Consider the following 24,883-nt stretch of genomic DNA (forward strand, 5'->3'; position numbering starts at 1 on the left):
TGTGGCGTTGATGTAAACCGAAATGCCTAAAACCCGACGATTTACGTCGGGTTCTAAGTATCTGACATATTTGAGAGATTTGGTTGCGGGGGCAGGATTTGAACCTGCGGCCTTCAGGTTATGAGCCCATGGACGGCCAAAACCGAATAATCAGCGGAACCAGTCACTTACGGGGCAAGCCTTTGTTTTAGCGTGATTTTGACCCTCGCAAACATCCGCGTCAACACGGATTAAGAGGCAAAACCGGCACGAAGCCCGCAGTCGCAGGTTGATGTGGTGTTGATGTAGCCCACGCGCCCATCCCACTTGATCATAATCGCGCACCACTGCATTGGCGATCATCGCCGATGTTCCTGCAGGCCAAGCTCGACCCACATCCAGCCGAAATCGTACTCGGCAATCGGACCCTCGCCGTGCCCGGCGCTCCGGTTCTCCAGCATCTTCAGCCAGTCGATCACCTTCTCGCGCCCAGCGGACGTGCGCACAGCCTGGCGCGGTGACTTGCCGCCCAGCGCCGGAATCGGCGCGTCTAGCGTTTCGCGGTAGTGCTTGTCCAGGTGATCCCGCATGAGCTGGCGCGCGATCTCGGGCGGGATTTCATCCGCCGCCTCGCGTGGCTCGTCACGCCGTTGGTCCGCCCGCATCTGCTCAACCGTCCGGATCGTGGTTAACGGCGCCCTCAGCAGATCCCCGGCAGCCGCGCCAATCAACGTCTGGACCTTGGCCGCGCGCTCGGCAGAGTTGACGGTAACGACCAGCGTCTTGCCCGCCAATTCCAGCGAACCCAGAACGGTGGCGCCCTCCATCTGCGTATCCAGCATGATGCCGCCGCCCGCCTTGCCACCGCGCCCCTTCCGCGTGGCCAGCCAGTTCCAGAACTTCGGTCCTTCCGGCAGGAAGCCGTTCACCCGGTCCAGCCGCTCCGCCACTGCTTTCTGCGTTACGCCGCTGGCAAGCGGGTACCGCAAATCGTGGAACAACACATCGTCGCCGTCCGAATTGGTGAACTGCGGCTGTGCCGGGCTGAGGGCGCGGTCAATCTCGATGAACAGCCAGGCGGAGGTGAAGATGGGCGCGCAGCCCATCAGCTGATCGTGCGAGAGCCGCAGCGCATCTCGCTTCTTCAGCTTCAGGGCATCGCGCAGCCCGGCAAACAGGAAATCCACCGCCTCGGCCCGGAAGGGCAACAGCGCCCCGGAGATCACATGATGATCACGCTCGGACACCACCCGCACGGCAATCCGGTCCCATTGTTTCAGCGTGCGCGTGGCGGATTTCTCTCTCACCATGACCGGCGCGGCATCCGACAGCAGGTCGCGCAGCACCATCGACGTGCCGGGCTGGACATCGCTGACTTCGTATAGACTGACCGGCGCATCCCGCAGCGCGGCGAAATAGGCCCGGTTCAGCGCCGTTTCCTTCCAGCCGCGCCTTTTCAGATAGAGATCGACGATGTTGCCGTCTTCATAGCGCTGTCCAAGGAAATCCTCGAACCCACACCCCCACAGGACGCCTGACCATTGTTCGCCCAGCAGGTCGGCCAAGCCGCCCTGATCGATCTCGAATTCTTCGAGCGCGGGCATCAGGTGTTCGGCGACCACATCTTGCAGCCGTTCCCGCCAGTCCCCTTCCCGGCCGATGAAGGCCAGAAGGCCGGAAATGTCGTTGCGTTCAGCCATAAATCCTCACAGCCGCGGATCACCTTTGCTTAGCAGGATCTGCGACCGTTAGGCCAGACAGTGGGCGGGACAGAGCAAAGATCAGTTTGCCTGCGAGCAGCGTAGCACATCAACCCGAGCACCAATGGAAGATCATCAGAGCGCAGGATGCTGGCAGTGAGTCTGACAAAATCTCCATTTTACTCTTGGAAAGTTTGCCTTTGATGCTGCCAAGACTCCTCCGAACGGCCATCTGGCGTTATGGCTGAGGAAACGTCGGGAGAACCAACATGCTCAGCCACCATGCCTCAGTGCGATGCCAGCAACGCGGCATCAGGCACGACTTGCTTCGTGACCTTCTGTTCCATGCCGACATTGAATTTCACGTTGGCAACAATTGCCGCCTGATCAGAGTGAGCCGGTCCCACGCCGTCCGCGAACGACTTGACCAGCGGCTTTCACGCTACGCGGTCATCGTCAGCGATGACAGCCAATGTGTCGTCACGGCCTATCCCGTAAGGTCCAGGGCGGCCATCTCTCGATCGAGAAGGGCATGAAATGAGTGAAGCCAAGCGAGACATTTTCGAGCAGGTGCATCATCACGACCGGCAACGCTTGCGCGCGGTGCTCGGAGATGCACGGCAAGGCTACACGCTCCGGGATCGCCAGCGGTTCGACGCAGCGCTCGAACTCGGCAAGCGATACAATGCAATCATTCGGGAAGTGAAAGGTGGGCGAAGTGCGTTTGAAGGCCGCGTGATCGAAATCCTCGATGAGTACGGTTACAGGACCGACACGTTTGATGTCGCAAAGTGGAAGTTGTCAAAGGGAGTTGAACAGGTCGACACCACCGTAAGGTCAAATCCGAAATACCGATCAATCCCTCAGAAGTCGCTGATCCACTATCTGTCCGCCATTCAGGCGCTCGCCGAGTTCGCAGGCGAAGATATTGAGAACGCACTCATCTCATTTCTGAAGGCCGCCCGGATGTGGAAAGACGAACCGCTTCCCGATAGCGCTGAAGACAACTGGGATGCGATCAGCCGACTGCACCATATGCTCACCGCAGTCTGTCAGGGGGTCGCAGCACAAACCGGCATGATGGATGTATTCCGCCGTCTCTATTCTATGCCGCTAACGTGGCGATACCTCGAGCAGCGCCTGCAGCTTGGCACGATCAGCAATTTCGCTGGCGACTTTAGTCCAGTCGATCGATCCCCACTGTTCGACATCAATATCGACGAGACCTTTCCTTTTCCATCGGTTCCGCTGTTGCGCATTCCTCTCGCCTGGGGCGACCTCGCCGTCGAAATCGAAGAAGGCAAAACCTGCATAGCGGCGGAACCTGGCGACGCTCGTGGGGACGGCATCTTCATGCGTCGTGAGGCGCGGGTAATCCAATATCGGGACATCCACCTGGCCATCGCTCCGCTGAACGACCGCGACGTTGGTCCAGTCCTGATGTCGCGGGGCCTTGTGGGGCTTCGCATCCCGTCATCGTCGCCAAAAGTGTCAATGGTGTTCGGCACACTCCACTGGTTGGATACATTGGCAATCCAGCAGGAAGTTCTGCATGACGGCGGTTGGCGACGGATCAAGCTGGAGTTCGATCCTGATCAGGATCGACTGGATCATCAAATAGCCGGTCCCGGCGACGATTACTCTTGGGAATGCGATCCCGTCGAATACCCGGGAGTTCTCAATTCCGGGGGTGACTATGTGGTCTATCACCGCATGTCGGTCGATCACTTGCACCATTGGCTCATTGGCGATCACGCACTTGACGGCGAAGGGGCGAACTGCCCGTGGTCCCCGTTTGACGGGGAACCGTGGACTGAGCGTCCCGGGCTCGTGCTCCCGCCGACCGGCAACCTCTGGGAAGATGCATTCCACGATGCGGACGGGAAAGCTTTACCACTCCTGAGTCCAGTTCGCACAAACGCATTCTATGTGGAAGCCGCCCTTCACAAGGGTCGAATCCACAAGGCCTTGCTCAACCAGGCCGAAGCACTTCGGCGGCAAGCCGTCCATCTCGTGGAACAACGCCGTATTGAAGCAATCGCGGCGCAGGAACGGCTGATGGCTTCCTGGAAATCCGCTCAGCATCCTCAGTCGCTCGGGGAAACACAGGACAAAGGGACGAGAAATGACACCGAATAATGCCAAGTTGATCCCCGAAGCGACCTACTGGTGGCAATTACTTCCCGCTCTGCCCGAGCGCGCCAGCCAAGAATACTACGCGCTGCGCCGCATCTGGGCCGACCACACGATGAACACGACCAAACGCGGCCGCGGGTTCTACTGGTGGGGAACGGAAGACAACATGACGCCAGTCCTGTTCCAGAACTGGGCAGTTCTCGAATCTCCCGAGAGCTTCGCCCCGTTCATTGAAGCGTGCGGCCACAAGGTAAGGAACCTCCGCCGGGTCAGGTGGGCATACGCCTGTGAGGAAGCTATCGCAGTCGGCTCTTTCCCGGGCGTTGAGGGTCGATTTCTCATCCCGGACATCGTTCTGCACTTTGAAGATGATCTGGGGCCCGGGCTTTTAGCATTCGAAGTGAAGCGCCCCAAGGTTCGTCCGACCGAAAAGGATGCGAACAAGCTTCGCGCCTACACACGTCTCGGCTCCATGCGCGCCATCGAGCGCAAGGTTGGTTGTTTCCTTGTCGGATCGACCATGGTGAACGAGGCTACCGCGCTTTCAAGAGACGCCCCTGTAGTTTCTTGGGAGCAGCTGCTGGAACTGCAGCGGTCTGCGATGATGCGTGAAAATCCGACCCTCGTACCATGGCTGGAGCGGACCTATGCCTTGCAGGGGATCGGCATGGCCAAGGCGCCGCCACCTGCTGCACGCAACGGGCATGCGTCAGAGGAGGCCAGAACTACCATAGTGAGCCTGAACATGCCGGAACGGCAAAAGCGCTTCCTCCTCGGCGCAGAAACCGTCGAAGCCCATCTCGGTGGGACCAAGGTTCTTGCGCCCATGGAATGGCTGACGCAGGAGCCGAGTCGTGAGCACCTGTCAGCAAGCCGACTGCAAACGACAGCAGCAAGGCGGATTTGTCGATGGGGCGACGGCTGGAATCCGCGGCAGGAGCACTGAGATCGGCCATGCCAAGGTGGGCCGCGCGGCCGCCCACCTGCTTCACCTCGTTTGTCCACAGCTTCATTCGGACCACCCCCTTGCTCCGAATCGAAGCCAGCGTCAGGGTGCATCCTTGAGGAGAGCAGCCCTCAACCAAAAGCATAACAGGTCTATCGGAACACCAGTCGCTCTGACCGAAGGCGCCTCGGCGCCTCTCGAGTCGTTGCGCCCGATCACTTAACCCGTGCCGCCCCCGGCACGGGCTGCAGGCGGTATGAGTTCGGCCCGTCCTCGGTTCATGTGAGGATGATCTGTCATGGCTTTGCCGCCCCGCGTTTACTACACCCTTCAGGAAGTCACCGCCCGTTGGGGCTGCAACATCGCCGACGTCGCAGGCTGGGCCGCGGCGGGCAAATTCCACATCATGACCGGCATCGGCCTGGTGCGTTGCGGCGAGGAGATCGTCGCCGGTCGGGTGGTTCTCTCGCCGATGGACTTGATGCCGTTGTTCCGGCGCTGCGGGACCGGCCCGACCGAGGGCGTAGTGCGCCGAATCATGACGGGCGACAAAAGCCAATGGCAGATCATCACCGATCCTGTCGGCGGGGTCACGGTGGCGGTCGCGGACATGATGATCATGGCCGATGAGGTGCATGGCTTCGAGGAAGAGAACGATATGGTGCGGCGTGTGCCGAGCGGGCCAGGTGCTGCCACTCCCTACGATTGGGAGGGCATGAACATTGCCCTGATCGTGCGGATCCATGACCACGGGCTGCCCGCCACTCAAGCCGAGCTGGTTGCCGAGATGCAGGACTGGTTCGCGGATCGGTCGGACGGCAAGAAGATGCCAGACAGCCGTTCGATCCGGCGCCGGATCACGCCGATATGGAGGGCGCTGCGACGGGAGGAAGCGTGATGATCAGGGTCCGTGCGGGCCCGGGTCAGGCGGTCTTTCGGCCGCCCTGATCGTCAGCGTCATGGACCAGCCGTGGCTTCGGCCGGAAGGCGCTGGCGACCGCGTCCACCCCGGCGCGCAGGGGTGAGTCCATCAGGTGGGCATAGCGCAGGGTCGTTTGCATCTGGCTGTGCCCCAGAAGCTTGCCGATCATTTCCAATGATGCGCCGCCGCTGACCAGAAGCGAGGCGAAGGTGTGGCGCAGGTCATGGATCCGGACGTCCTGCAGCCCGCACTGCTTCTGGACCTGCGCCCAGAAGCGGCGCACCTCCTGAACCGGCTGGCCGGGCGTGTCGCCGGGAAAGAGCCACGGCGATCCCTTCGGCACCAGCAGCTGGCGCTGGCGCACAATGGCAGCGGTCTCGTCCGAGATCGGGACTCGATGGGCGCGGCGCTGTTTCGTCATCGTGGGCGGCTTCGACCAGCTCATGTGTTCGAGGTTGAACTGTTCGAACCGCGCCTGTCGCACCTCGCCCAGCCGGGCGCCGGTCAGCATGCACATCCGGATGATGTCGGCCGCGCGCCGGTCCTCGGCGGCGTCCAGCGCCGCAGCCAGCTTGGCGATTTCCTCCTTGGACAGAAACCGTTCGCGCGGGGTCTCGGTGCGGCGGTGAAAGCGCTGGGCAGGATTGTCTTCGCAACAGCCCCACTGGACCGCCAGCGTGAACATCTTGCGCAGCACCTCGCCGATCCGGTTGGCACGCACCGGCGTGGGCTTCGCGCCCTGCAGCTTGCGCGCCCGGTTGTTGGGCTTTTCCTTGTGGGGCCGCGCCCTGCCCTCGGCGATCTTCGTCAGGAGCTTGTCGACGTCGGTCGGCGTGATCTCCGTCACCAGCTTTCGGCCCCAGACGGGCTCCACCATCTTGCCCAGCGCCGACCGCTGGTCTGCCGCGCTGCGTGCTGACAGTTTAGGAAGATGGTCGGCGCAGTAACGTTCGATCAGGTCGGTCACGCGGGGGGCTTCGCGCTTTGCCTCGCGCTGGCCCAGGGGATCGACCCCGGCGTCGATCTCGCGTCGCAGTTCCTTGGCCCGCTCCCTTGCCGCCGACACGGACCATTCCGGCCAGCGTCCAAAGGTCATCCGGCGCTGGCGCCCCGCATGGCGGTAGTCCAGCGTGAAGGCCCGTCCGCCGCCGCGGTAGATGCAGGCGGCAAAGCCTCGAACGTCGGTGTCGAAGATCTGGTAGTCCCGCCCCGGCACCGGCTCGGCGTCGCGCAGCACTTTCTCGGTCAGCTTGATGCGTTCGGGCATGGCTTCGGTCCTTCTTGCATCCGACATGAGGCGTGGTTTCGCCTGGTTATCAAGGCAAGCATGACGAGGATGGTGGCGGGGAGGCGGAGGGTGGCAGGAAGGTCGCCAGAACCGTGCCACCCCTTGTTTTCATGGGATTTCGGCGCTGGGCGTATCGATGCGCGACTGGCGACGATAGGCGCAATTTGACGTGTGAAAGAGCAAGCACGGTCGTCGCGCTGCAAATCCGGCATTCAATGACCAGCAGAGCGACAAATCCTCAAGGAATTCAATGGGTGGCAGGGGTACTGTGTCGGGTGCCACCCCCTCTTTGCACGTCAATGCCGGTCAAACACGGTCAATGCGACTGTTCGCCGGTGTTTGCGGCCTTGGCGTCCGTTTCGCCCATTTGGCAAGACCGGCCGTTATCGTCCCCCGCCACCCGACCACCATCGGAAACCCCAACAAAACCAGGGGTGGCACAAAGGCGTCATCCTTTCTGCCACCCTCCGCCTCGCCGCCACCCCTCGGGCTCTGCGCTCACTGGTCCCTGCAAGACGTCCCCGATCTTCGGGGCCAGGACCAGGAGACCCCGATGCCGCATCTCGGATCGATGCCAGACCCAAAGGACAAACCCCGCTCGCTGCTGGTCGGCTGGATCAGCCGCCTCGACCTTGCGCTGGAACTCGGCCTTTCGGTCGACACCCTGCGCCGCTGGGAGGCCATGCGGACGGGTCCGCCCTGCGTGCGCGCCGGGCGGAAGGTGTATTACCGCCGTGCCGCCGTCGAGGACTGGCTGGAAGAGCAGGAACAGGCCGCCCCGCGCCGCCGTCGTGCCGGAGGACGCCGGTCATGACCATCCAGCCCCGCAGTTCCGCCTGGCCCGCCGACCGCGTGGCCGAGGCCCGCGCCGTCATCGCCGATGTCGCGCATCACAGCGATCTCCTGATCCGGCTCGCCTGCAACGTGCTCGTCCAGCATGGCGAGACCCCGGGCGAGCGTGCTGATGCCCAGCGCCTGCTGGTGGTCGTCGATGCACGACGGCCGGTACGGCGCGCCCAGCGCGAAGACCAGGGGAGGGCCGCGCGATGATGCGCCGTGGCACACCCGAGGCCGATCTGCAGCGCGCCGTCGTGCAGGCGTTGCGCATCGCCCTGCCTCGCAACGCCATCATCCACCACTGCGCCAACGAGGTGACCGAAGCCGGGCCCCGCGGGGCGAAGCGCCAGGCGATTCTTGTCGGCATGGGCGTGCATGCCGGTTTCGCGGATCTGATGGTGATCTGCGAAGGCCGCGTGCTGTTCCTCGAGCTGAAGGCGCCTAAGGGGCGGCTGCGGCCGGAACAGGAGGCATTCCGCGACGCCGTTCTGGCTCAGGGGTTCGGCTGGGCGCTGGTCCGCAGTCTCGATGACGCGCTGGGCGCGCTGGCCGATCACGGCTTCACCACGCGGATCGCCCCTGCCCCGCGGAGGCCCGCGCAATGAGCCACGAAGCCACCAACTGGGCCATCAAGCAGCGCGGGTTGAAGCCCACGACGAAGATCGTGCTCTGGCATCTTTGCGACCGCTTCAACCCGGACTACGGCTGTTTCCCCTCGCAGGACCGCCTGGCGCATGACTGCGAGATCAGCCGGTCGACGCTGAACGACCACCTCGGCCAGCTCGAGGCCGTAGGCCTGCTGCGGCGGGTGCCGCGGCTCGATCCCGTGACCAAGCGCCAGCTGCCCACCCGCTACATCCTGGGGTTTGAGCCGGGGTTCACACCCGTGGCTGTGGTGCCGTGTCCGGAAATCGGACACGGGGACGACGACGGTGCGGAAAGCCTCGACGGTGCCTATGGTTGCGACGTCGGCGGCATGGCCGATGCCCTGCCGTGTCCGGCTTTCGGACACGGGTTTGGCGGTGAAGCCGTGTCCGATTTTCCGGCCGAGCCGTGTCCGGAAAATCCCGAAAGCCGTGTCCGAAATCCGGACACTAACCCTGTAAGGGAACCTCTAAGTAAACCAGTAAAGGAGGAGGAGGGCGCGCAGGCGCGCGAGGCGATTTCCGACCAGGTTTTCGGAGATCTGCTGGCAGCGCTGGGCCTCGATCCCGCCGCCCTGCCCGGCTGGTGGCAAGGCTGGCCACCCCGGCTGCACGTTCAACGCTGGCGCGACGAGTTGGGGCTGAGCGAGGCGGAGATCATCGCCGCGGCCGAAGCGAGCCGCCAGGAGCACCCCGAACCGCCCGATGGGCCGAAGGCACTGGACCGGGCGATGCAGCGCGCCGCCCAGCGCAAGGTGGAGGATGCCGGGCTGAAACGGCGCAAGCCCAAGACGCCCTCCGCCCCGGCTGCGAAGCCGATCACCGACCTCCCCGCCTTCTACGCCGATCTGGTCAACTCTGACCGCTACCTGCCGGTCAGCGCGATCAGCAACACTATGCGCGACGCCATGCTGGCTCGGGGGCTGGTCACGGCCGAACGTCTGCGCGAGCGCGGGGTGCGATGACCCTGCATCGACCGATCAGCCGGGCGGGCGCACGATCCGCGAAGCGTGCGCTGGGCGTGCAGGCAGCTCTGGAATGGGCGTTCCGGAGCGAAAAGGCGCAACTGGAACTGCCGATGCCCCCAGACGTCACTGAGGAAGGCTTCGGCTTCGGCCTCGAGTACGTCCTGCTGCAACGGGCCGTACTTGGCTGCAAGATCGACGGCGGCCAGCACAAGATCGGCGGTTACACTCACGAGGACGCTGAGGTCATCGCCGCCACCGTCGCCGGGATCCCCGACAGCCTCGGCGGCAAGCGCATGGCGATCCGGGTCGCCGAACTGGCCCGCGCCGGGCTGACCCCGGACTGGATGCCCGGCGCAGTTCCACGCTGCGTGCCGATCATCGTCAAGCAGAACCAGCATGGGGCGCATGTGGGCACCATCGTCGTTGGCACCGAGCGCATTCGGGTGCGTGGTGCTGGCGCGCGCGCCACTTGGAAGACCATCGACATCCTCGCCTGCCCGGTCACGTTCACGCCCCACCCACAGCAGATCGAAGCCGCCCGGCGCGGCTATGACGACTGGTGCCAGGCGCTGAGCTGGGTTCGGGACGGGCTGATTGCGGGCGGGATGTTGCGAGAGGTTGAGGTGACAGGGGCGATGCCGAAGGCGCGGCCGTGGGAGGGGAGCCGGTGACATGTCAGACGGACCGTCATATTGCAGCTCCGGACTGTCCGACCCACGCTCGGCCCTTTCATGTCCGTTCAGACCCTACCGGGCCGCTTCTCCGGTGTTTGGGCGCCCCAATATCCGCCTCTCCGACTTCAAGCTCTCGACCATCACCTTGAAGCCATCCCGAAACGACGTCCCGGACGGCTGCAACACCAGCCTCGGCTCGCAAGGCGCATTCCCAGATTGTCGCAACCCTCCAACCGGCCAGCAACAAAGCCGATCGAACTGCCCCGTCCCGCATCACATTCGCGCTGAACTTCGACGCCCAGAACTCCGGGCGTGTTGCTGGAGTGCTTGCGTAACGGCAGCCCGGGTGCCGGTGCCAGAAGCACCCGTGCACGAAAATAACGGCCTTGTATTTCGGCAGCACAAGATCCGGCTTGCCGGGTATGCCTTTCGCATGGAGGCGGTAGCGGAAGCCCAGCGCGTGCAGGGACCGCCGGAGCACCAGTTCCGGCTTCGTATCCTTTCCGCGGATGCCAGCCATCATCCGGGAACGGGTCTGGCTGTCGACGATGTCGGTCATTTGCCTCCTGGCCTCGGCCGATGGACCTAGTATACAGCCAGTGATCCGAATTCGAGAGGTCTCTGATTTGCCAGCCACTTTCGGCATTGTCGATCTGTTCGCAGGTCCGGGAGGCCTTGGAGAGGGGTTCGCCTCGCTGGAGGCTGGCGGCCAGCACCCGTTCCATATCGGCATTTCCGTGGAGAAGGAGGCATCGGCACATCGGACACTTCGGCTCCGCGCCTTTCTGCGTGACCATGTCTCGCGACACGGCGCCCTGCCGGAAGCCTTCGTGAAGTTCCATGCCGGTCTGACGGACGAACCGGACTGGTCCGGGGTGGATGCCGCCGCATGGGCAGAGGCGACAGCCGAAGCTCGCTGTCTCGAGCTGGGCAGTGAAGCAACCGCAGCAGCCATCGACGAGGCTATAGGTCGGCTGCGACAGCGCTTCGACGACACGATCCTGATCGGGGGCCCGCCCTGCCAGGCCTATTCGCTAGTCGGACGGGCCCGTTCGCGTGGCATGGCGGACTATGTTCCCGAGGAAGACCACCGGCATTACCTGTTCCGCGAATACATCCGTGTGCTGGATCGGCTGCGACCGGCCGCCTTCGTCATGGAAAACGTCAAGGGCATGCTGTCCTCGACCGTCGAAAGCCGCCTTGTGTTCGAGATGCTGATGGAAGACCTGGCCTCGCTTGGCACGGGTCACGGTCATCATTACGAGCTGCGGGCGATCCGTCTCGCGGACGGAAGGGCCATTCTGCAGGAAGCCGCAAAGCCATCCGATTTCATCGTGCGTGCCGAGGAGTTCGGTGTCCCGCAGCGCCGCCACCGCGTCATCATAGTCGGCATCAGGTCAGACCTGGCGGCCCGGGCGGACGGCGCAAGCGTTGCGGTATCGGGCGCCACCCGAACGGTGGCAGAAACCATCGGCAACATGCCCTCCCTGCGCAGCGGCATCAGCCGCGCGACCGATACCGCAGCAGCATGGCAGAGGGAGGTCGCAGGATTCGCAAAGCTTCTCGCGAAAATTTCGAAGGGCGACGAAGACGGTACCCTCGCATCGGAATTCCGGGAGATCAGGGAAGTCCTGAAGCACGGCGCCGAAACCCGCCGCTCCTCCTCCATGCTTCCTGCGGGCTATGGAACATCGAATGACGACCTGATGCGCTGGCTGGAGCGTCCAGGCTTCCACGCACTGGCCCAGCACGAAACCAGGGGTCACATGTCCTCGGACCTCGGCCGCTACCTGTTTGCCGCCGTCTTTGGCAAGGTGCGTGGCTACAGCCCCAAGGCGGTCGATTTCCCGCTTGCCCTCAGCCCGGATCACCGGAACTGGCACAGCGGTGTCTTCAACGACCGCTTTCGCGTCCAGCTTGCGCACGAGCCCTCGACAACGGTGACCAGTCACATCTCGAAGGACGGTCACTATTTCATCCACCCGGATCCGCTCCAGTGCCGCAGCCTGACGGTGCGCGAGGCTGCCCGGTTACAGACCTTCCCCGACGACTATCTCTTCCTCGGCAACCGGACACAGCAGTATGTCCAGGTTGGAAATGCGGTCCCGCCTTTCCTGGCAAGGCAGATCGCAGCGCTAGTCCATGCATCCCTGACAAAACCGGACACCCTCAACCTCTGAGGCACCTCCTGCACCTTGTAACAACAATCCGTTCGCGCCAGAGTAGATCGTGATCGTACTGCCAAGGGTTCGCATGCAGGAAATTGTTGTTTCAAGACGGGCAGATGAGGCGCGTCATACGGCCGCGGCGAGCACTACGGGTTCGTTGATCATCTCCAACAACATTTTGGCGCATTTCGCGTCTGGCAACCGAAGTGCAGACCCGCATCAGCAATGATCAGAAACAGCTGGCTTAGTCTTTAGCCGAGGCAGAACGCATTGAAGTACATCTCAAATCCTCCGGACGCAGCATCGTTGATGACCACTGCACGAAGCTTCGGCAACTATGACCTGCCGGGCGCGCTCGCCGACCTAATCGACAACTCGATCAAAGCACGCGCAAAAAATGTCCGAGTGCACTGCGTCTTCTCCAACGTCGACCCGGTTGTCCGCATCATTGATGACGGCTGCGGAATGAGCCCAGATGAGCTTCAAGTGGCGATGCGCCCCGCTTCGACCAATCCAACAGTTGAGAGATCCCCAGACGACCTAGGTCGTTTCGGCTGGGGCATGAAATCAGCATCCTTCTCTCAATGCATGAAGCTGACAGTAGTATCGCGCAAGAATGGTGAACTGTCTGCTGCTGTATGGGACCTTGATGACGTCGACAATTGGAAGATGGGCGTCCTTTCCGAGAAAGAGATCGAAACACTCATTGATCCCTTACTCAAGGTTTCTGACGGGACAGAGATAATCTGGAATAAGTGCGACAGGCTTTTTGAAGGCGGCACCCTCACTCAGGAGCAATTCAACCATCTGATCGTGCACACCCGAAACCAACTCTCACTCACCTTTCACCGTTTTCTAGCCGGTGAAGTTCGTGGGTGTCGGCTATCGATCTATATCAACGGCACACCGATCGCCCCCTACGATCCGTTTTATAGTACACATCTAGCCACTCAGGCGTTGGGCCGCGAGGAAATTCGCCATGGACGATCGAATAGAGTTCGCATCCAACCTTACATATTGCCACACTATTCAAAATTGGTCCTCGCAGATTTTGATCGTCTCTCCGGCGCTGAGGGGTTGCTCCGCAACCAAGGTTTCTACGTCTACAGGCAAAATCGGCTAATTATCAGTGGGACTTGGTTTCGGCTCGTAAAGCACGGCGAGCTCTCGCACCTCGTTCGAATTGCAATAGATATCCCCAACACTCTCGACTCAATCTGGAAGATCTCGGTCGACAAGTCCGACGCCCAGCTGCCTGCCTTTCTTCGGAACCGCCTTCTGCAGATTATCGGATCGCTTCGCAACAAATCGGCAAAAGTCATTCGCTCCAAGGGAGCGAAGATAGCGACTGGTGGTAATATTTCTGTATGGAACCGCCATGTTCATGATGGTCAAATTCGCTACCTCATCAACCGCACTCATCCCGTCATCGAGGCTCTCTTCGATCCGAAGAGAAATTCAAAAGCGACCACAAATTCAGCGCTGCAGATCATCGAACAGTCAATGCCTGTTAACAATCTTAGTCAGGATCTTGGAGGCGATTCTGTCAAGGTTAACCAGGTCACCTTAAACCCACGGACAATCATCGAGCAGCTTGAAATCGCGCTACCGTCGATGCTTCTCGACGCAGGCGGCGCAATGGAAAGGCTTACAGCTGAATTGCGCAGAACTGAACCCTTTGCGCAAAACTGGAAACTCGTGGAAGGCCACATTCGAGAAAAGGGTTGGATAAAGTGAGAAACCTCGACGCTGAGCGTGCCTACCTGCGGCTGAAGATTGCCGCGAGATTTCAGCAGGAACTCTCTGGTGGAGCTGCCATTCCAAAGGAGGCAATCGCAGAAGAAGTCAACGCGTCGCCCTTTTCATTAACTCCCGACGAACGCGACCTTCTCGTTCGCGAGCTCGAGGAAAGTTTCACTACAACCCAAAAGAGAGGTGCCACAGTCCTTGCCGATTATAAGCCTTGGCTGAACAAACGCCGCGGAGGGATAGATTGGTATTACTGGGACCGACTGCGCCGCTACTACATGGAGGGCAATCGATTGCCACCTCAAGTAGTCGCCACACTCGACATTGTGACTGACGAAGTGCTCGATTACTGCGGCGACCCTAGCACTAAAGAGGAGTGGAAGCGCCGAGGTATGGTTATGGGGCATGTGCAGTCCGGAAAGACAACAAACTACTCAGCACTGATCTGCAAGGCAGCCGATGCTGGCTACAAAGTCATCATTCTGCTGGCGGGGATTACCAATTCGCTTCGTTCACAGACGCAGGAACGAATCGACGATACCTTCATTGGGCGAAAGTCGGTCTTTAATGCAGCCGTTGTCGAGGGCCTCCCTCTCCAAAGCTACGCAGCAAGAAAGCGCACTCCGGCCTACGGAACATCTCGTGACCGCGATTTCACAAAGGATGCAGCGGGGGTGTTCTTCAGTCTTGAGGCACACAATGAGCCAATTATCTTTGTCACCAAGAAAAACAGTCGAACGCTAGAGCTCTTGAGAGATTGGCTCAATGATCAGTCAGATGGGAAAAGACTGGCTTATCCCATGCTGCTCATCGACGATGAGGCTGACAACGCCTCCATTAACACAAGCAAAGATTCCAACCAGACAACTAAAATCAATGGATTTATCCGTGAAATCCTGGAGAATTTCGAGCGATCAACATATATCGGATATACAGCGACACCCTTTGCAAACATCTTCATCGATCCCGACAGCGAATTTGCGATGCTAGGCGATGATCTGTTTCCGCGTAACTTTATCAAGGCGCTTGACCCACCGTCGAACTATATAGGCGCAAGTAAGGTCTTCGCCCCCGATGGCGTGCTTCGCGCGAGCACCGTGCGCGTGATCAGCGACTTTCATGCTATTCTGCCTCTCACTCACAAGCGAGCGCAACCCGTCAACGCATTACCTCCTTCATTGAAGGAGGCCATTCGTGTTTGGTGCCTTGCGCGTGGCTTGCGCTATCTAAGAGGGCACGAGCACAAGCACTGTTCAATGATGATTAACGTGAGTCGCTTCAACGATGTTCAAGAAAGCGTTCTCGGCCTTGTCTATTCCTATCTCGAGGCCATTCGGAACGCACTTCTGTCTAACGGAGCCTTGCCATTTCACGAGATTAGTGATGCTTGCATCAGCGATCTCGCCGCAACATTTGGGAAGGAGTTTTCTAGCGGAAATCACACCTTCGAAGAGGTGCTGCCCATCTTGGGCGATGCCTTGAATGGGACATCTGTTCTAACGGTCAATATGCGCGGCGGTACGCTGGACTATGCACGACACCGCAACACAGGTCTTCGAGTTATTGCCATCGGCGGCCTTGCCCTTTCACGAGGCCTGACGTTGGAAGATCTCACGGTGTCCTACATTCTACGGAACACTGCAGCTTCGGACACGCTCATGCAGATGGCGCGCTGGTTCGGCTATCGCCCCGGATACGAAGACCTCTGTCGTGTATATCTTCCTCAGATCTCCCTTGAACACTATGAGGAAGTGAACGAAGCGATCGAAGAGCTGCGCTCCGAGGTGAAGAGGATGCAGCTCAACGGTCTCACCCCACAAGATTTTGGACTACGTGTCCGTGAAAGCCCCACCGCCATACGCATTACCGCAGCAAATAAAATGCGGACTGCGCAGAAGATGATAATTGCGCAGAGCTATGCGGGTCGCCATGTTGAAGGCTATGCGTTGTTCGATGACTGCAGCGTGAATGAAGATAACCAGACCGCGGTGACCGACTTCCTATCAGAGCTGGGGAGCGCTAACTTGAGGGAAGGGCATCTTTTCTGGGCAGACGTCAAAGGCTCATCGGTCCTCAGTCTGCTCGATCGGTTCCAATTTCCAGATGCTCATGGTGATCTCAAACCCGTGAATGGTCGTAGGTCGCTGCTTGGCGACTATATCTCTGACCGTCTCAATGCTGATCTTTCATATTGGGACGTCGCCATACCCCATCTGCGGACTCCAGGCGCAGAGACCGTCCGTGTGTTTGGGTTGGACATTCCCGTGCGCCGCAGAGAAGGGGGAATGATCGTCGACGTTGCGTCGGAAGGGGCGAGGATCTTCCGGGTTTATGGGATGAAGAACCGTGTGGCCGACCCAGGCGATGTGGCTCTCGGAATGGGACCCGAAGAGATCAGCAGTGCCTTAGCAGAAAGGGACGATCCGGATGGAGAGCGCGGCGATCGAGCATTCTGTCGCCATCGCAAGCGGCCGCTGCTCGTGATCCACGTCTTCCGAACGAACGGAGTTGCGACCTCCGCTGACGGCAGCGGCGCAGTAGTTCCAATCCTCAAGGATCCGGTGGTCTCCCTGAGCTTTGCGCTGCCGGCCACCGCTGTACGTGCCAAACCAAGATCATACCAAGTCAATAAGGTCTATGTCCGACAACTCGACATGATGGCCGAGCCCGATGACGACGAAGTAGCAGTCGAGGCAGGCGATGTCTGATCCTTGGTCGAACATCGCAGCTAGCGGGCAAGTGGGCATCGATAACTTGCGTCGTGCAAGCGCTGAGCATCCTCTGGAATTTTGGTGGGGGCGGGATCACTCTGGGCGCTGCCTGCTAGCTCTCGATTATGCGGTTGCGAAATCGCGGCCCCAGTTTCCTGAGCTAGCAGGGCTTGAGATCGTGACATTTTCCCGTGATGCCAAGGTCGGACGATTGGTGCTGACACTTGTTGATGACACTGACCGAGACATCTTCCTCGCCCTCTGCAATGACATGATCCATGCTACAAGCAGTCTCGGGCGAGGCGACAGCCAAAATGGGGTCTTGATCGTCATCGCGCGGCTAGCCAGATGGCGCGAGCTCTTCCGAAACCGACGCGACCGGCTTTCATTCGAACGGGTCATTGGTCTTGCGGGTGAACTCTTCTTCTTGCGCGATTGCCTTCTTTCACGTCTCGATGCCGCGACTGCGGTCAGCATGTGGCGTGGCCCCTACGGCGACGAACAAGACTTCGTCGTGGGTCGCAGCATCATTGAGGTAAAGACCCAGCTTTCAACAGCTGACGCCAAACTGCAAATTTCCTCCGAGAACCAGTTGGACACCACTTCAGGCGCTGTCATTCTCGTTCACCAACTGCTCGGTCAAGCCCTACCTAGTACAGAACATGCGCTGTCGCTCAACAAGCTGGCGGCTGACATTCGCGGCATGATCTCAGCGGTTTCGCCTGCCTCAGCTGACACATTCGATTCCGGACTCCTTGCAGCAGGGTATGTCCCTCTCGCACCCTACGACGAGCCCTTCTGGATTCTCGCACGACGCGACGTGTACCGTGTCGAGCAAGCATTTCCGCGGATCATTCCCACGATGTTGCCAACAGGCGTTGAAAAAGTGCGGTACCATCTCCGGCTAGATGCCTGCCTACCGTTTCAAGTGGATGCGACGCAAACTCTCGAGGCACTCCTCAATGAGTGACGAACTCGCAACTGATTTCGACACCTTCTGGGACGAGCTTGACCTTGAAGTCGAGGCTTCTGGTGAACTTTCCCCCGCCGCCTTTTTTTCTATCTTCGCGCGGCTGGCCGCTGACAATGGTGATTGCGCCGATCTCTCCTACACACCGGTCACTCGAGAGGGTCGCGGTGGCTTCCAAATCGACGGCATGGCGCTGGACTTGGAACGAAACGAGTTGCATGTCGCCGTATGCGACTTCCGACAGTCGCGAGAACTCGAGACGGTCAACGCGCGCGAAATTGAAAGCCATTTCATGCGTGCCAGCCGGTTCATCGAAATCGCCTCCCAACACGACTTCATCTCGGCACTTGAAGAGGAGAGCCCGGCATTTCAAGCAGCGTATCCGATCTTCGAGAGCTTGCAGAAGGTCAGACGCATCCGCATATTATTGTTAACCAACGCTCGCCTTGCAATTCGCTCTCAGCCGGAAGCAATCGGTGAGATCCTTGGCATTCCCGTAGTTAGGAACATTCTCGACTTGCGCCGGTATGGCGAAATCATGCGTTCTCGTGGCGCTCCCGAACCAATCGAAATCAATTTTGAGACACTTAACAATGGTCCTTTGGCGTGCCTTCCAGCGCATGGCAGCAGTGGCACCTATGAGGCGTACCTTGTCGTATTGCCGGGCGAACTCCTAGCAAAGATTTACGGGCTATGGGGAGCAAGGCTGCTAGAACAAAATGTCCGCTCATTTTTGCAGGCCAAGACAAAGGTGAATAGGGGTATCATCGAAACGATTCAGAACTATCCAGGTATGTTCTTTGCCTACAACAATGGAATCACTGCAACCGCATCGGGTATCTGCACTGTTCCGCTCAAGGGTGGCGGGCTTGGCATCTCCTCAATTCGAAATCTTCAGATCGTCAATGGTGGGCAAACGACTGCGTCGATTCTTTATGCAAAAGATAATAGCAAAACGGCCGACCTTTCAGAAGTCTTCGTTCAAATGAAGCTTTCGGTGGTAACTCCCGAGCTGATCGAAGAGGTTGTTCCCGACATCTCGCGGTTTGCGAACACACAAAATAAAGTCAGTGAAGCTGACTTTTTCTCTAACCATCCATTTCATGTTGAGATGGAAAAGCTCTCGCGACGGCTGCCCGCACCTCCAAAGCCTGGATCATTCGTTGGCACCAAGTGGTTCTATGAACGGGCAAGAGGTCAATATCGATACGGCCAAGCATCAGGGCAATTGAGTGATCGGCGCAAGTTCGAGGTGGAGTTCCCTCGTGATCAAGTAATTAGCAAGACCGAAGTGGCTAAATATGTGCTCACCTTTGATCAACTGCCGCACATCGTCAGCCGTGGAGAAACAAAGTTTTTCCTCGATTTCGCGGAACGGATTGGCACGGAATGGGCTGCCAACCAAGAGAATTTCAATGATGCCTACTTTAAATCTCTCATCGCGAAAGCAATCATCTTTCGTCATTTGGACAAACAGATAGGTCGATCTGACTGGTATAAGGATGATCGAGGCTACAAGGCGCAAACAGTCACATATTCGATTGCATGGCTCATTCATCATCTTGAGAAGGAGCTCAGCCGTGGGCTGGATTTGATGAGAATTTGGAACGAGCAGGGGCTGCCGACAGAGCTTGATGAATTGCTAATGCATATTGCACCTCGTATCGCCATCGAACTTCGAAATGCCCCACCGACCGTCAAGAACGTTGCAGAGTACTGCAAGCAGAAGATATGCTGGGATGCAATTTGCACACTCAATCTTTCGATACCATTTTACGAGAGCGTCTCCATACCGCAGGAGGACGTACGCAAGGGTCTGCGGGACGCCCGTGAAATCAAGCGCACGGATAAGGACATCGAGTTCGACATCCTTCTCACGAAGATTCCCGCGGCAGTTGGCCAGATTGTCGATTTCGCTCGCTCGCGCCGACTGCTCAGCCCAAAATCCAATGCCGCCCTTACGAAACTGGCCCGCGGAAAGCTCAATCTCGCTATCCCCGAGCGGAATGCGATGAAGAACCTGGTGCAGCGAATGCAAGAAGCAGGTTTCGACTTCAGGAAGCTTGTCTGATTCAACAGGAAGCTATGGTTTTTGATGTGAGGCGCGCCAACCAAGAAAGCTGTCCAGAATTCAATTCTGAGTTTCCTTAAGACCCGCTTCAACAGTTATTGCATCGCGACTTTCCTACCTACGGCAGCCCCCTCCTCTGGTTCCTCCCCGGCCCCGAACGTATGCGGGGGGGCGCAGCGCGGCGGTTCGTTAGCGTGAGGCGTTTTCACCGGGGAAGCCAGGCGGAAGCCACCTTGTGCGCTGATGCCGGAATTCTTGAGTCAGATCAGCAGCTTGCGGAATCACGATCTGGCAGGGGTGGATTCCCGGCGGGAAGCCAGGGAAGCCACCTTCGGGGAAGCCAGGTGGCCAGAAGCCACCAGAGAAAGCCAATTCGTTAGAAGCTGTTGAATCCGCTTCACTTTTCGGATTGACAGACCTGCCCCCATTGACCTACCCCTTGATCATCGAAGAATTGCGCCCGGAGGAACCCCCTCGCGGGCGCTTTTCATTCCCCCTCCCCCCACATCCCGAGCCCCATCCCATGCACCTGGTCTTCGCGCCGAGCCAGATCGAGAGCTGGCCGATTGCCCGGCTGCGCCCTTATGCCCGCAATGCCAAGATGCATGGTGACGACCAGGTGGCGAAGATCGCCGCCAGCATGGCCAAGTTCGGCTGGACCGTGCCCTGCATGGTGGCCGACGACGGCGAGCTGATCGCGGGTCATGGCCGGGTGCTGGCGGCCACCATGCTAGGGCTGACCGAGGTGCCGGTGATCCGGCTCAGCCACCTCGACGAGGCCGAGCGCCGGGCCTACCGCGTCGCCGACAACAAGCTGACGGAACTGGGCGAATGGGACGAGGCCCTGCTGCGCGACGAGATCGCGGGGCTCTTGGCCGAGGATTTCGACCTGACGCTCCTGGGCATCAGCGACGATGACCTCGACGCGCTGCTGCGGGATCCCAAGGCGCCGGGCGGGGATGGCCCGGTCGAGGGCGAAGACGATGTTCCGGAGTTGCCGGTCGCGCCGGTGTCCGTGCCGGGCGATCTCTGGCAGCTGGGCGCGCACCGGCTGATCTGCGGTGACAGCACCTTGGCCGATGTCGTTGGGCGCTTGCTAGGGGATGTGCGGCCCCTGCTGATGGTCACCGATCCGCCCTATGGCGTGGAGTACGATCCGTCCTGGCGCAACCAGGCCGGGGCCGCAAAGACGAAACGCACCGGCAAGGTGCTGAACGACGACCGCGCCGACTGGCGCGAAGCGTGGGCGCTGTTCCCCGGTGACGTCGCCTATGTCTGGCACGGTGCGCTGCATGCCGGGACCGTGGCCGACAGCCTGGCGGCCGCGGGCTTCGCCATCCGGTCTCAGATCATCTGGGCCAAGGACCGACTGGTCCTCAGCCGGGGCGATTACCACTGGCAGCACGAACCCTGCTGGTACGCGGTGCGCACCAAGGGCAAGGGTCACTGGGCAGGAGACCGCAAGCAGACGACGCTCTGGCAGATCGCCAACAAGGATCAGGACGCGGCCACCGTTCACGGCACGCAGAAGCCGGTCGAGTGCATGCGGCGGCCGATCCTGAACAACTCCAGCCCCGGCCAGTCGGTCTATGAGCCCTTCATGGGTTCCGGCACCACGCTGATCGCGGCCGAGACCACGGGGCGGGTCTGTTTCGGGGTCGAGTTGAACCCGGCCTATGTCGATGTGGCCATCGACCGCTGGCAGTCGTTCACAGGGCAGGAGGCGGTGCTGGTGGTAACCGGTGAGACTTTCGCGGCCCTAAAGGCCCGGAGGCTGGCAGCATGAACCAACCCATCGCCATCCGGGAGGCTGCAGCCAGCCCTGACGAAGTCGCCGCTCTTGCCACCGCGGTGACCGAGTTTCAGGAGAAGCTGCGCGACGCGAAACGCTATCCCCGGATCCATGCGCTGCAACAGGATCTGCAGGCGACGCGCCAGCGCCTCTCCGTGCTGTTCGGCGAACGCCGTGGCTGGCACCAGTCCAAGTCCGCCTTCTCGCCCTCGGTGCTGGCGCGGCGCGGATTGTTCAATGGCCGCGGCAATCACGCTGATCCTTGGCCGCGCGAGCTTGTCGACGACGGGTATTTCTACCGCAAGGACAGGAAGGCCGCCGCGGTGGCCGCGCATCTCTACGGTACTTTCGATGCCGCGAAGCGTCAGGACACCGAGGCCACGGCTGCGCTTTACGGGCTTCGCGTGACCTGGCCCGAGGATTTCCCGAGCTGGTATCTCCCAGGCCGAACCACGCTGATCGTCTGCACGCCGCTTTCTGGACCTGCGTCATGATCATGCCACCCGGACGGGTCGAACTCTGGCCGCTCGCCCGTCTCCGGCCCTACGCCCGGAATGCCAAGACCCATGACGCCGACCAGGTCACGAAGATCGCCGCCAGCATGGCCGAATTCGGCTGGACCGTTCCCTGCCTCGTCGCCGCGGATGGCGAGCTGATTGCGGGCCATGGCCGCATCCTGGCCGCAACCCAGCTCGGGCTGACAGAGGCGCCGGTGATCGTGCTGGGCCATCTGACCGAGGCGCAGCGTCGGGCCTACCGGATCGCCGACAACAAGCTGACCGAACTGGGCGGGTGGGACGAGGCGCTGCTGCTCGAGGAACTGCGCGGCCTGATGGCCGAAGATTTCGACCTCGGGCTGATCGGGATCCCCGAGCACGAGCTGGACGCGCTGCTGCACGATGCCGACGACCGCGCGCCCATCGACGATGACACCGCCGACACCATCCCCGAGGCCCCGGCCGAGCCGATCACCCGCCCCGGCGACATCTGGGCGCTGGGCGATCACCGGCTAATCTGCGGCGATGCGACCGACCCGGCGGTAGTTGCGCGGCTGATGGACGGCGCGCTGGCCTCGCTGATGTTCACGTCCCCGCCCTATGCCCAGCAGCGCGACTATGGCGCGGCGAAGGAGAAGGTCGGCGACTGGGACACGCTGATGCAGGGCGTGTTCGCCGCAGCACCCGTCGCCGCCGAGGCCCAGTTGCTGGTCAATCTCGGCCTCGTCCACCGCGATGGCGAGTGGATCCCGTATTGGGAGAGCTGGCTCGACTGGATGCGCGCGCAGGGCTGGCGGCGCTTCGGCTGGTATGTCTGGGACCAAGGGCCGGGCCTGCCCGGCGACTGGAACGGCCGCCTGGCACCTTCCCATGAGTTCATCTTCCACTTCAATCGCCAGCCCCGCAAACCGAACAAGACGGTCGAGAGCAAGCACGCAGGCGAAACCCTCGGCGGCGGTGGCCTCCGCGGGGCCGACGGCACGGTCCACCGCAAGACCGGTTCCGGCAACGCGATCCAGAGCCACCGCATCCCGGACTCTGTGTTCCGCATCATGCGCCACAAGGGCGGGTTGGGCGCGGCCGGATCGCACCCGGCCGTGTTCCCCGTCGCGCTGGTCGAGGCCATGCTGGAGGCCTTCACCGATCCCGGCGAATTGGTGTTCGAGCCCTTCTGCGGCTCAGGCACCCAGCTGATCGCGGCTGAACGCACCGGGCGGCGCTGCTGCGCGGTGGAACTGGACCCGGTCTATTGTGACGTTGCCGTGCGGCGGTGGGAGATGGCGACGGGGCGGACAGCCAGCCGGGTCACGGAAGCCGAGGCGGCGACAAAGCCTGCGCGCCAGTCGAGAAAGCGCGCATGACACAGTCCCGCCGCATGTCCCTGGTCGAAGCCGCAACCAACGTGATCGTCGGCTATGCCCTCGCCGTCGGAATGCAGATCGTGGTGTTTCCAGTCTTCGGCATCCACATCGCGCTGGGCGATCAGCTGGCAATCGGGCTTGCCTTCACAGCCATTTCGCTGGTGCGAGGCTATGTGTTGCGCAGGTTGTTCGAGAGATTCCGTTGACGGGAAATCCGCAGTTCTCTACCGTTCGCCCAAACGAAGGCTCAGAAATGAGCTTTGACGGCGGCATAAGCCCCCTCAGGTCGGCAGTGAAAACCCTGACGGCATCGTTGTACGGACTGCGGAACCACGAACGATCGGGTCTCGCGCGAGCATAAGCTTCCCGCCGGGGAGCGCCCCTCCAAGGCGCCGCGCATTCGCTTCTCACGAAGTTGAATGGAGACCCCTTGGATGGGAAAGCTGTCGAATATTCGTCGAACCAAGATGCTGGCGCAGGGCGGCCGGTGCTATTACTGCGACCTGCCGATGTGGGATCCGGAGCTGGATAATGCCGTGCCGGAAATCTGCCGGGCACCAGCCATGCGGAAGTACCTCCGCTGCACGGCAGAGCATCTGCACCCCCGCTCCGACGGCGGTGCCAACGTGGCCGCGAACATCGTCGCTGCCTGCTGGTACTGCAACACAAGGCGGCATCAAAGGAAGGAGCCACCCTCCCCGGACATCCATCGCGCACGAGTCCGAGAGAGGATGGCAAATGGGAAATGGCTGGCCGCGCAACTGAAAGACATCAGCAACGCTGTCGGCACGGGTTCGGGTGCCAGAAGGGTCTGATGCTGCAATCCTGATCAGGGCAGCTTGTACACCGTCCCCCTGCCCTCGACCTTCTCCGCGGCGATGGGCAGACCCAGCTTCTTCTTGAGCGCCCCGGAAATGGCTCCCCTCGCGGTGTGGGCTTGCCAAGAGGTCGCCGCCACGATCTCGGCGATGGACGCCCCCTCGGGGCGCTGGAGCATGGCGATGATCTGGGCCTGCTTGGTGCCAGCGCGGATGGCGACGGGTTTCGCGGTGTTGGTGTCGCAGGGCGTCTGCACCGGCTCCGGTTTAGCCTTGGGCTTCACCCTCCGCGCGCTGGCGATGGCGCTGGCCACCACCGGCTCGATCCCGATGGCCTCCAGCCCGGCCTCGGTGGCGATCAGCGTGGTGCCGTGGCCGTCGCCGGTTTCGCGCCACATCGGCTCGCCGCGACGCAGGTTGGCCTCGACTTCCTCGAGCCAGCCGCGGGCGATCATCTTGCCGACCACCATCTTGGCGGCGGCGCCGACCAGCCCCTCGGGCAGCGGCAGGGCGAGGTTGCCCGGCCGAGTCGCAGCGCGGGACAGGATCAGGGACTGGGTGTCGGACGGGGTGGTCATCGGGGCCTCCGGGCGCTGTGGCGCGCGGTGTGCGCGCCTTCTACGGACGTTCGCCCGACTTACGCGGCCCCACT

22 protein-coding genes are annotated in these 24,883 nt (G+C 60.9%); 18 read left to right on the forward strand and 4 right to left on the reverse strand.

Annotation, left to right across the window (positions count from 1 at the left end; translation table 11 throughout):
• Positions 1 to 338: 338 nt before the first annotated feature.
• Positions 339 to 1,679, reverse strand: a complete 1,341-nt coding sequence (locus tag FOA17_RS00995) for a DUF7986 domain-containing protein (protein ID WP_149139654.1) — start codon at positions 1,677 to 1,679, stop codon at positions 339 to 341.
• A 537-nt stretch (positions 1,680 to 2,216) separates the two neighbouring features.
• Between FOA17_RS00995 and FOA17_RS01000 the strand changes: the two genes are divergently transcribed.
• The 3 genes from FOA17_RS01000 (at position 2,217) to FOA17_RS01010 (ending at position 5,659) form a co-directional block, all read left to right on the forward strand.
• Positions 2,217 to 3,818, forward strand: a complete 1,602-nt coding sequence (locus FOA17_RS01000; RefSeq protein WP_149139655.1) for a hypothetical protein — start codon at positions 2,217 to 2,219, stop codon at positions 3,816 to 3,818.
• Positions 3,805 to 4,761, forward strand: coding sequence for a hypothetical protein (locus FOA17_RS01005; RefSeq protein WP_149139656.1), 957 nt, complete (start codon positions 3,805 to 3,807; stop codon positions 4,759 to 4,761). The genes FOA17_RS01000 and FOA17_RS01005 overlap by 14 nt, the downstream gene beginning before the upstream one ends.
• 298 nt (positions 4,762 to 5,059) lie before the next feature.
• On the forward strand, positions 5,060 to 5,659 hold the full coding sequence (locus FOA17_RS01010; RefSeq protein WP_149139657.1) for a hypothetical protein: 600 nt from the start codon (positions 5,060 to 5,062) through the stop codon (positions 5,657 to 5,659).
• A 25-nt stretch (positions 5,660 to 5,684) separates the two neighbouring features.
• Here FOA17_RS01010 and FOA17_RS01015 read toward each other — a convergent pair whose 3' ends face one another.
• A complete protein-coding gene (locus tag FOA17_RS01015) occupies positions 5,685 to 6,950 on the reverse strand; it encodes a tyrosine-type recombinase/integrase (protein WP_149139658.1) in 1,266 nt (421 codons plus the stop codon).
• A gap of 592 nt (positions 6,951 to 7,542) precedes the next feature.
• Here FOA17_RS01015 and FOA17_RS01020 point away from each other — a divergent pair.
• Genes FOA17_RS01020 through FOA17_RS01040 form a run of 5 tightly spaced genes read left to right on the forward strand, consistent with a single transcriptional unit; the run spans position 7,543 to position 10,091 of the window.
• Entirely contained in the window at positions 7,543 to 7,785 is a 243-nt protein-coding gene (locus tag FOA17_RS01020) for a helix-turn-helix transcriptional regulator (RefSeq protein ID WP_238991682.1), read from the forward strand.
• Positions 7,782 to 8,021, forward strand: a complete 240-nt coding sequence (locus FOA17_RS01025) for a hypothetical protein (RefSeq protein ID WP_036708684.1) — start codon at positions 7,782 to 7,784, stop codon at positions 8,019 to 8,021. The genes FOA17_RS01020 and FOA17_RS01025 overlap by 4 nt, the downstream gene beginning before the upstream one ends.
• Positions 8,018 to 8,413 (forward strand): VRR-NUC domain-containing protein, encoded by a 396-nt coding sequence (locus tag FOA17_RS01030; protein ID WP_149139660.1) that lies wholly within the window; start codon positions 8,018 to 8,020, stop codon positions 8,411 to 8,413. The genes FOA17_RS01025 and FOA17_RS01030 overlap by 4 nt, the downstream gene beginning before the upstream one ends.
• Entirely contained in the window at positions 8,410 to 9,417 is a 1,008-nt protein-coding gene (locus FOA17_RS01035; RefSeq protein WP_149139661.1) for a helix-turn-helix domain-containing protein, read from the forward strand. Before FOA17_RS01030 ends, FOA17_RS01035 begins: the two co-directional genes overlap by 4 nt.
• Positions 9,414 to 10,091, forward strand: a complete 678-nt coding sequence (locus FOA17_RS01040; RefSeq protein ID WP_149139662.1) for a hypothetical protein — start codon at positions 9,414 to 9,416, stop codon at positions 10,089 to 10,091. Before FOA17_RS01035 ends, FOA17_RS01040 begins: the two co-directional genes overlap by 4 nt.
• Before the next feature lie 58 nt (positions 10,092 to 10,149).
• Here the strand turns inward: FOA17_RS01040 and FOA17_RS01045 are convergent, their stop codons facing one another.
• Complete coding sequence (locus tag FOA17_RS01045; RefSeq protein WP_149139663.1) at positions 10,150 to 10,653, reverse strand: very short patch repair endonuclease; 504 nt, start codon at positions 10,651 to 10,653, stop codon at positions 10,150 to 10,152.
• A gap of 67 nt (positions 10,654 to 10,720) precedes the next feature.
• Here FOA17_RS01045 and FOA17_RS01050 point away from each other — a divergent pair, with 67 nt between their 5' ends.
• The 10 genes from FOA17_RS01050 (at position 10,721) to FOA17_RS01095 (ending at position 24,228) form a co-directional block, all read left to right on the forward strand.
• A complete protein-coding gene (locus FOA17_RS01050; RefSeq protein ID WP_149139695.1) occupies positions 10,721 to 12,274 on the forward strand; it encodes a DNA cytosine methyltransferase in 1,554 nt (517 codons plus the stop codon).
• 297 nt (positions 12,275 to 12,571) lie between these two features.
• Positions 12,572 to 13,999, forward strand: coding sequence for an ATP-binding protein (locus FOA17_RS01055; protein WP_149139664.1), 1,428 nt, complete (start codon positions 12,572 to 12,574; stop codon positions 13,997 to 13,999).
• Positions 13,996 to 16,719 carry a Z1 domain-containing protein gene (locus FOA17_RS01060; protein ID WP_162528137.1) on the forward strand — a complete coding sequence of 908 codons (2,724 nt, stop codon included), beginning with the start codon at positions 13,996 to 13,998 and terminating at the stop codon, positions 16,717 to 16,719. The genes FOA17_RS01055 and FOA17_RS01060 overlap by 4 nt, the downstream gene beginning before the upstream one ends.
• Positions 16,712 to 17,692: a PD-(D/E)XK motif protein gene (locus FOA17_RS01065; protein WP_149139666.1), complete on the forward strand. Its 981-nt coding sequence runs from the start codon at positions 16,712 to 16,714 to the stop codon at positions 17,690 to 17,692. The genes FOA17_RS01060 and FOA17_RS01065 overlap by 8 nt, the downstream gene beginning before the upstream one ends.
• Positions 17,685 to 19,763: an AIPR family protein gene (locus FOA17_RS01070; protein ID WP_162528138.1), complete on the forward strand. Its 2,079-nt coding sequence runs from the start codon at positions 17,685 to 17,687 to the stop codon at positions 19,761 to 19,763. The genes FOA17_RS01065 and FOA17_RS01070 overlap by 8 nt, the downstream gene beginning before the upstream one ends.
• Before the next feature lie 523 nt (positions 19,764 to 20,286).
• Complete coding sequence (locus FOA17_RS01075; protein ID WP_149139668.1) at positions 20,287 to 21,549, forward strand: site-specific DNA-methyltransferase; 1,263 nt, start codon at positions 20,287 to 20,289, stop codon at positions 21,547 to 21,549.
• Positions 21,546 to 22,049, forward strand: coding sequence for a hypothetical protein (locus FOA17_RS01080; RefSeq protein WP_149139669.1), 504 nt, complete (start codon positions 21,546 to 21,548; stop codon positions 22,047 to 22,049). The genes FOA17_RS01075 and FOA17_RS01080 overlap by 4 nt, the downstream gene beginning before the upstream one ends.
• The gene (locus FOA17_RS01085; protein ID WP_149139670.1) at positions 22,046 to 23,413 is read left to right on the forward strand and encodes a site-specific DNA-methyltransferase; all 1,368 of its coding nucleotides are present in this window, start codon (positions 22,046 to 22,048) and stop codon (positions 23,411 to 23,413) included. The genes FOA17_RS01080 and FOA17_RS01085 overlap by 4 nt, the downstream gene beginning before the upstream one ends.
• The gene (locus tag FOA17_RS01090) at positions 23,410 to 23,619 is read left to right on the forward strand and encodes a DUF7220 family protein (RefSeq protein WP_149139671.1); all 210 of its coding nucleotides are present in this window, start codon (positions 23,410 to 23,412) and stop codon (positions 23,617 to 23,619) included. Before FOA17_RS01085 ends, FOA17_RS01090 begins: the two co-directional genes overlap by 4 nt.
• Positions 23,620 to 23,847: 228 nt before the next feature.
• Complete coding sequence (locus FOA17_RS01095; protein ID WP_162528139.1) at positions 23,848 to 24,228, forward strand: HNH endonuclease; 381 nt, start codon at positions 23,848 to 23,850, stop codon at positions 24,226 to 24,228.
• Between the two features lie 14 nt (positions 24,229 to 24,242).
• Here FOA17_RS01095 and FOA17_RS01100 read toward each other — a convergent pair whose 3' ends face one another.
• Entirely contained in the window at positions 24,243 to 24,809 is a 567-nt protein-coding gene (locus FOA17_RS01100; RefSeq protein ID WP_149139673.1) for a DUF3489 domain-containing protein, read from the reverse strand.
• Positions 24,810 to 24,883 lie beyond the last annotated feature (74 nt).

The organism is Gemmobacter caeruleus (assembly GCF_008271655.1).
Classification (GTDB): domain Bacteria; phylum Pseudomonadota; class Alphaproteobacteria; order Rhodobacterales; family Rhodobacteraceae; genus Gemmobacter; species Gemmobacter caeruleus.

What these genes read in the sequence shown, in the direction of transcription:
- FOA17_RS00995 (WP_149139654.1), bottom strand. Translation starts at nt 1,679, where the DNA reads ATGGCTGAACGCAACGACATTTCCGGCCTTCTGGCCTTCATCGGCCGG.
- FOA17_RS01000 (WP_149139655.1), top strand. Translation starts at nt 2,217, where the DNA reads ATGAGTGAAGCCAAGCGAGACATTTTCGAGCAGGTGCATCATCACGAC.
- FOA17_RS01005 (WP_149139656.1), top strand. Translation starts at nt 3,805, where the DNA reads ATGACACCGAATAATGCCAAGTTGATCCCCGAAGCGACCTACTGGTGG.
- FOA17_RS01010 (WP_149139657.1), top strand. Translation starts at nt 5,060, where the DNA reads ATGGCTTTGCCGCCCCGCGTTTACTACACCCTTCAGGAAGTCACCGCC.
- FOA17_RS01015 (WP_149139658.1), bottom strand. Translation starts at nt 6,950, where the DNA reads ATGCCCGAACGCATCAAGCTGACCGAGAAAGTGCTGCGCGACGCCGAG.
- FOA17_RS01020 (WP_238991682.1), top strand. Translation starts at nt 7,543, where the DNA reads ATGCCAGACCCAAAGGACAAACCCCGCTCGCTGCTGGTCGGCTGGATC.
- FOA17_RS01025 (WP_036708684.1), top strand. Translation starts at nt 7,782, where the DNA reads ATGACCATCCAGCCCCGCAGTTCCGCCTGGCCCGCCGACCGCGTGGCC.
- FOA17_RS01030 (WP_149139660.1), top strand. Translation starts at nt 8,018, where the DNA reads ATGATGCGCCGTGGCACACCCGAGGCCGATCTGCAGCGCGCCGTCGTG.
- FOA17_RS01035 (WP_149139661.1), top strand. Translation starts at nt 8,410, where the DNA reads ATGAGCCACGAAGCCACCAACTGGGCCATCAAGCAGCGCGGGTTGAAG.
- FOA17_RS01040 (WP_149139662.1), top strand. Translation starts at nt 9,414, where the DNA reads ATGACCCTGCATCGACCGATCAGCCGGGCGGGCGCACGATCCGCGAAG.
- FOA17_RS01045 (WP_149139663.1), bottom strand. Translation starts at nt 10,653, where the DNA reads ATGACCGACATCGTCGACAGCCAGACCCGTTCCCGGATGATGGCTGGC.
- FOA17_RS01055 (WP_149139664.1), top strand. Translation starts at nt 12,572, where the DNA reads ATGACCACTGCACGAAGCTTCGGCAACTATGACCTGCCGGGCGCGCTC.
- FOA17_RS01065 (WP_149139666.1), top strand. Translation starts at nt 16,712, where the DNA reads ATGTCTGATCCTTGGTCGAACATCGCAGCTAGCGGGCAAGTGGGCATC.
- FOA17_RS01070 (WP_162528138.1), top strand. Translation starts at nt 17,685, where the DNA reads ATGAGTGACGAACTCGCAACTGATTTCGACACCTTCTGGGACGAGCTT.
- FOA17_RS01075 (WP_149139668.1), top strand. Translation starts at nt 20,287, where the DNA reads ATGCACCTGGTCTTCGCGCCGAGCCAGATCGAGAGCTGGCCGATTGCC.
- FOA17_RS01080 (WP_149139669.1), top strand. Translation starts at nt 21,546, where the DNA reads ATGAACCAACCCATCGCCATCCGGGAGGCTGCAGCCAGCCCTGACGAA.
- FOA17_RS01085 (WP_149139670.1), top strand. Translation starts at nt 22,046, where the DNA reads ATGATCATGCCACCCGGACGGGTCGAACTCTGGCCGCTCGCCCGTCTC.
- FOA17_RS01090 (WP_149139671.1), top strand. Translation starts at nt 23,410, where the DNA reads ATGACACAGTCCCGCCGCATGTCCCTGGTCGAAGCCGCAACCAACGTG.
- FOA17_RS01095 (WP_162528139.1), top strand. Translation starts at nt 23,848, where the DNA reads ATGGGAAAGCTGTCGAATATTCGTCGAACCAAGATGCTGGCGCAGGGC.
- FOA17_RS01100 (WP_149139673.1), bottom strand. Translation starts at nt 24,809, where the DNA reads ATGACCACCCCGTCCGACACCCAGTCCCTGATCCTGTCCCGCGCTGCG.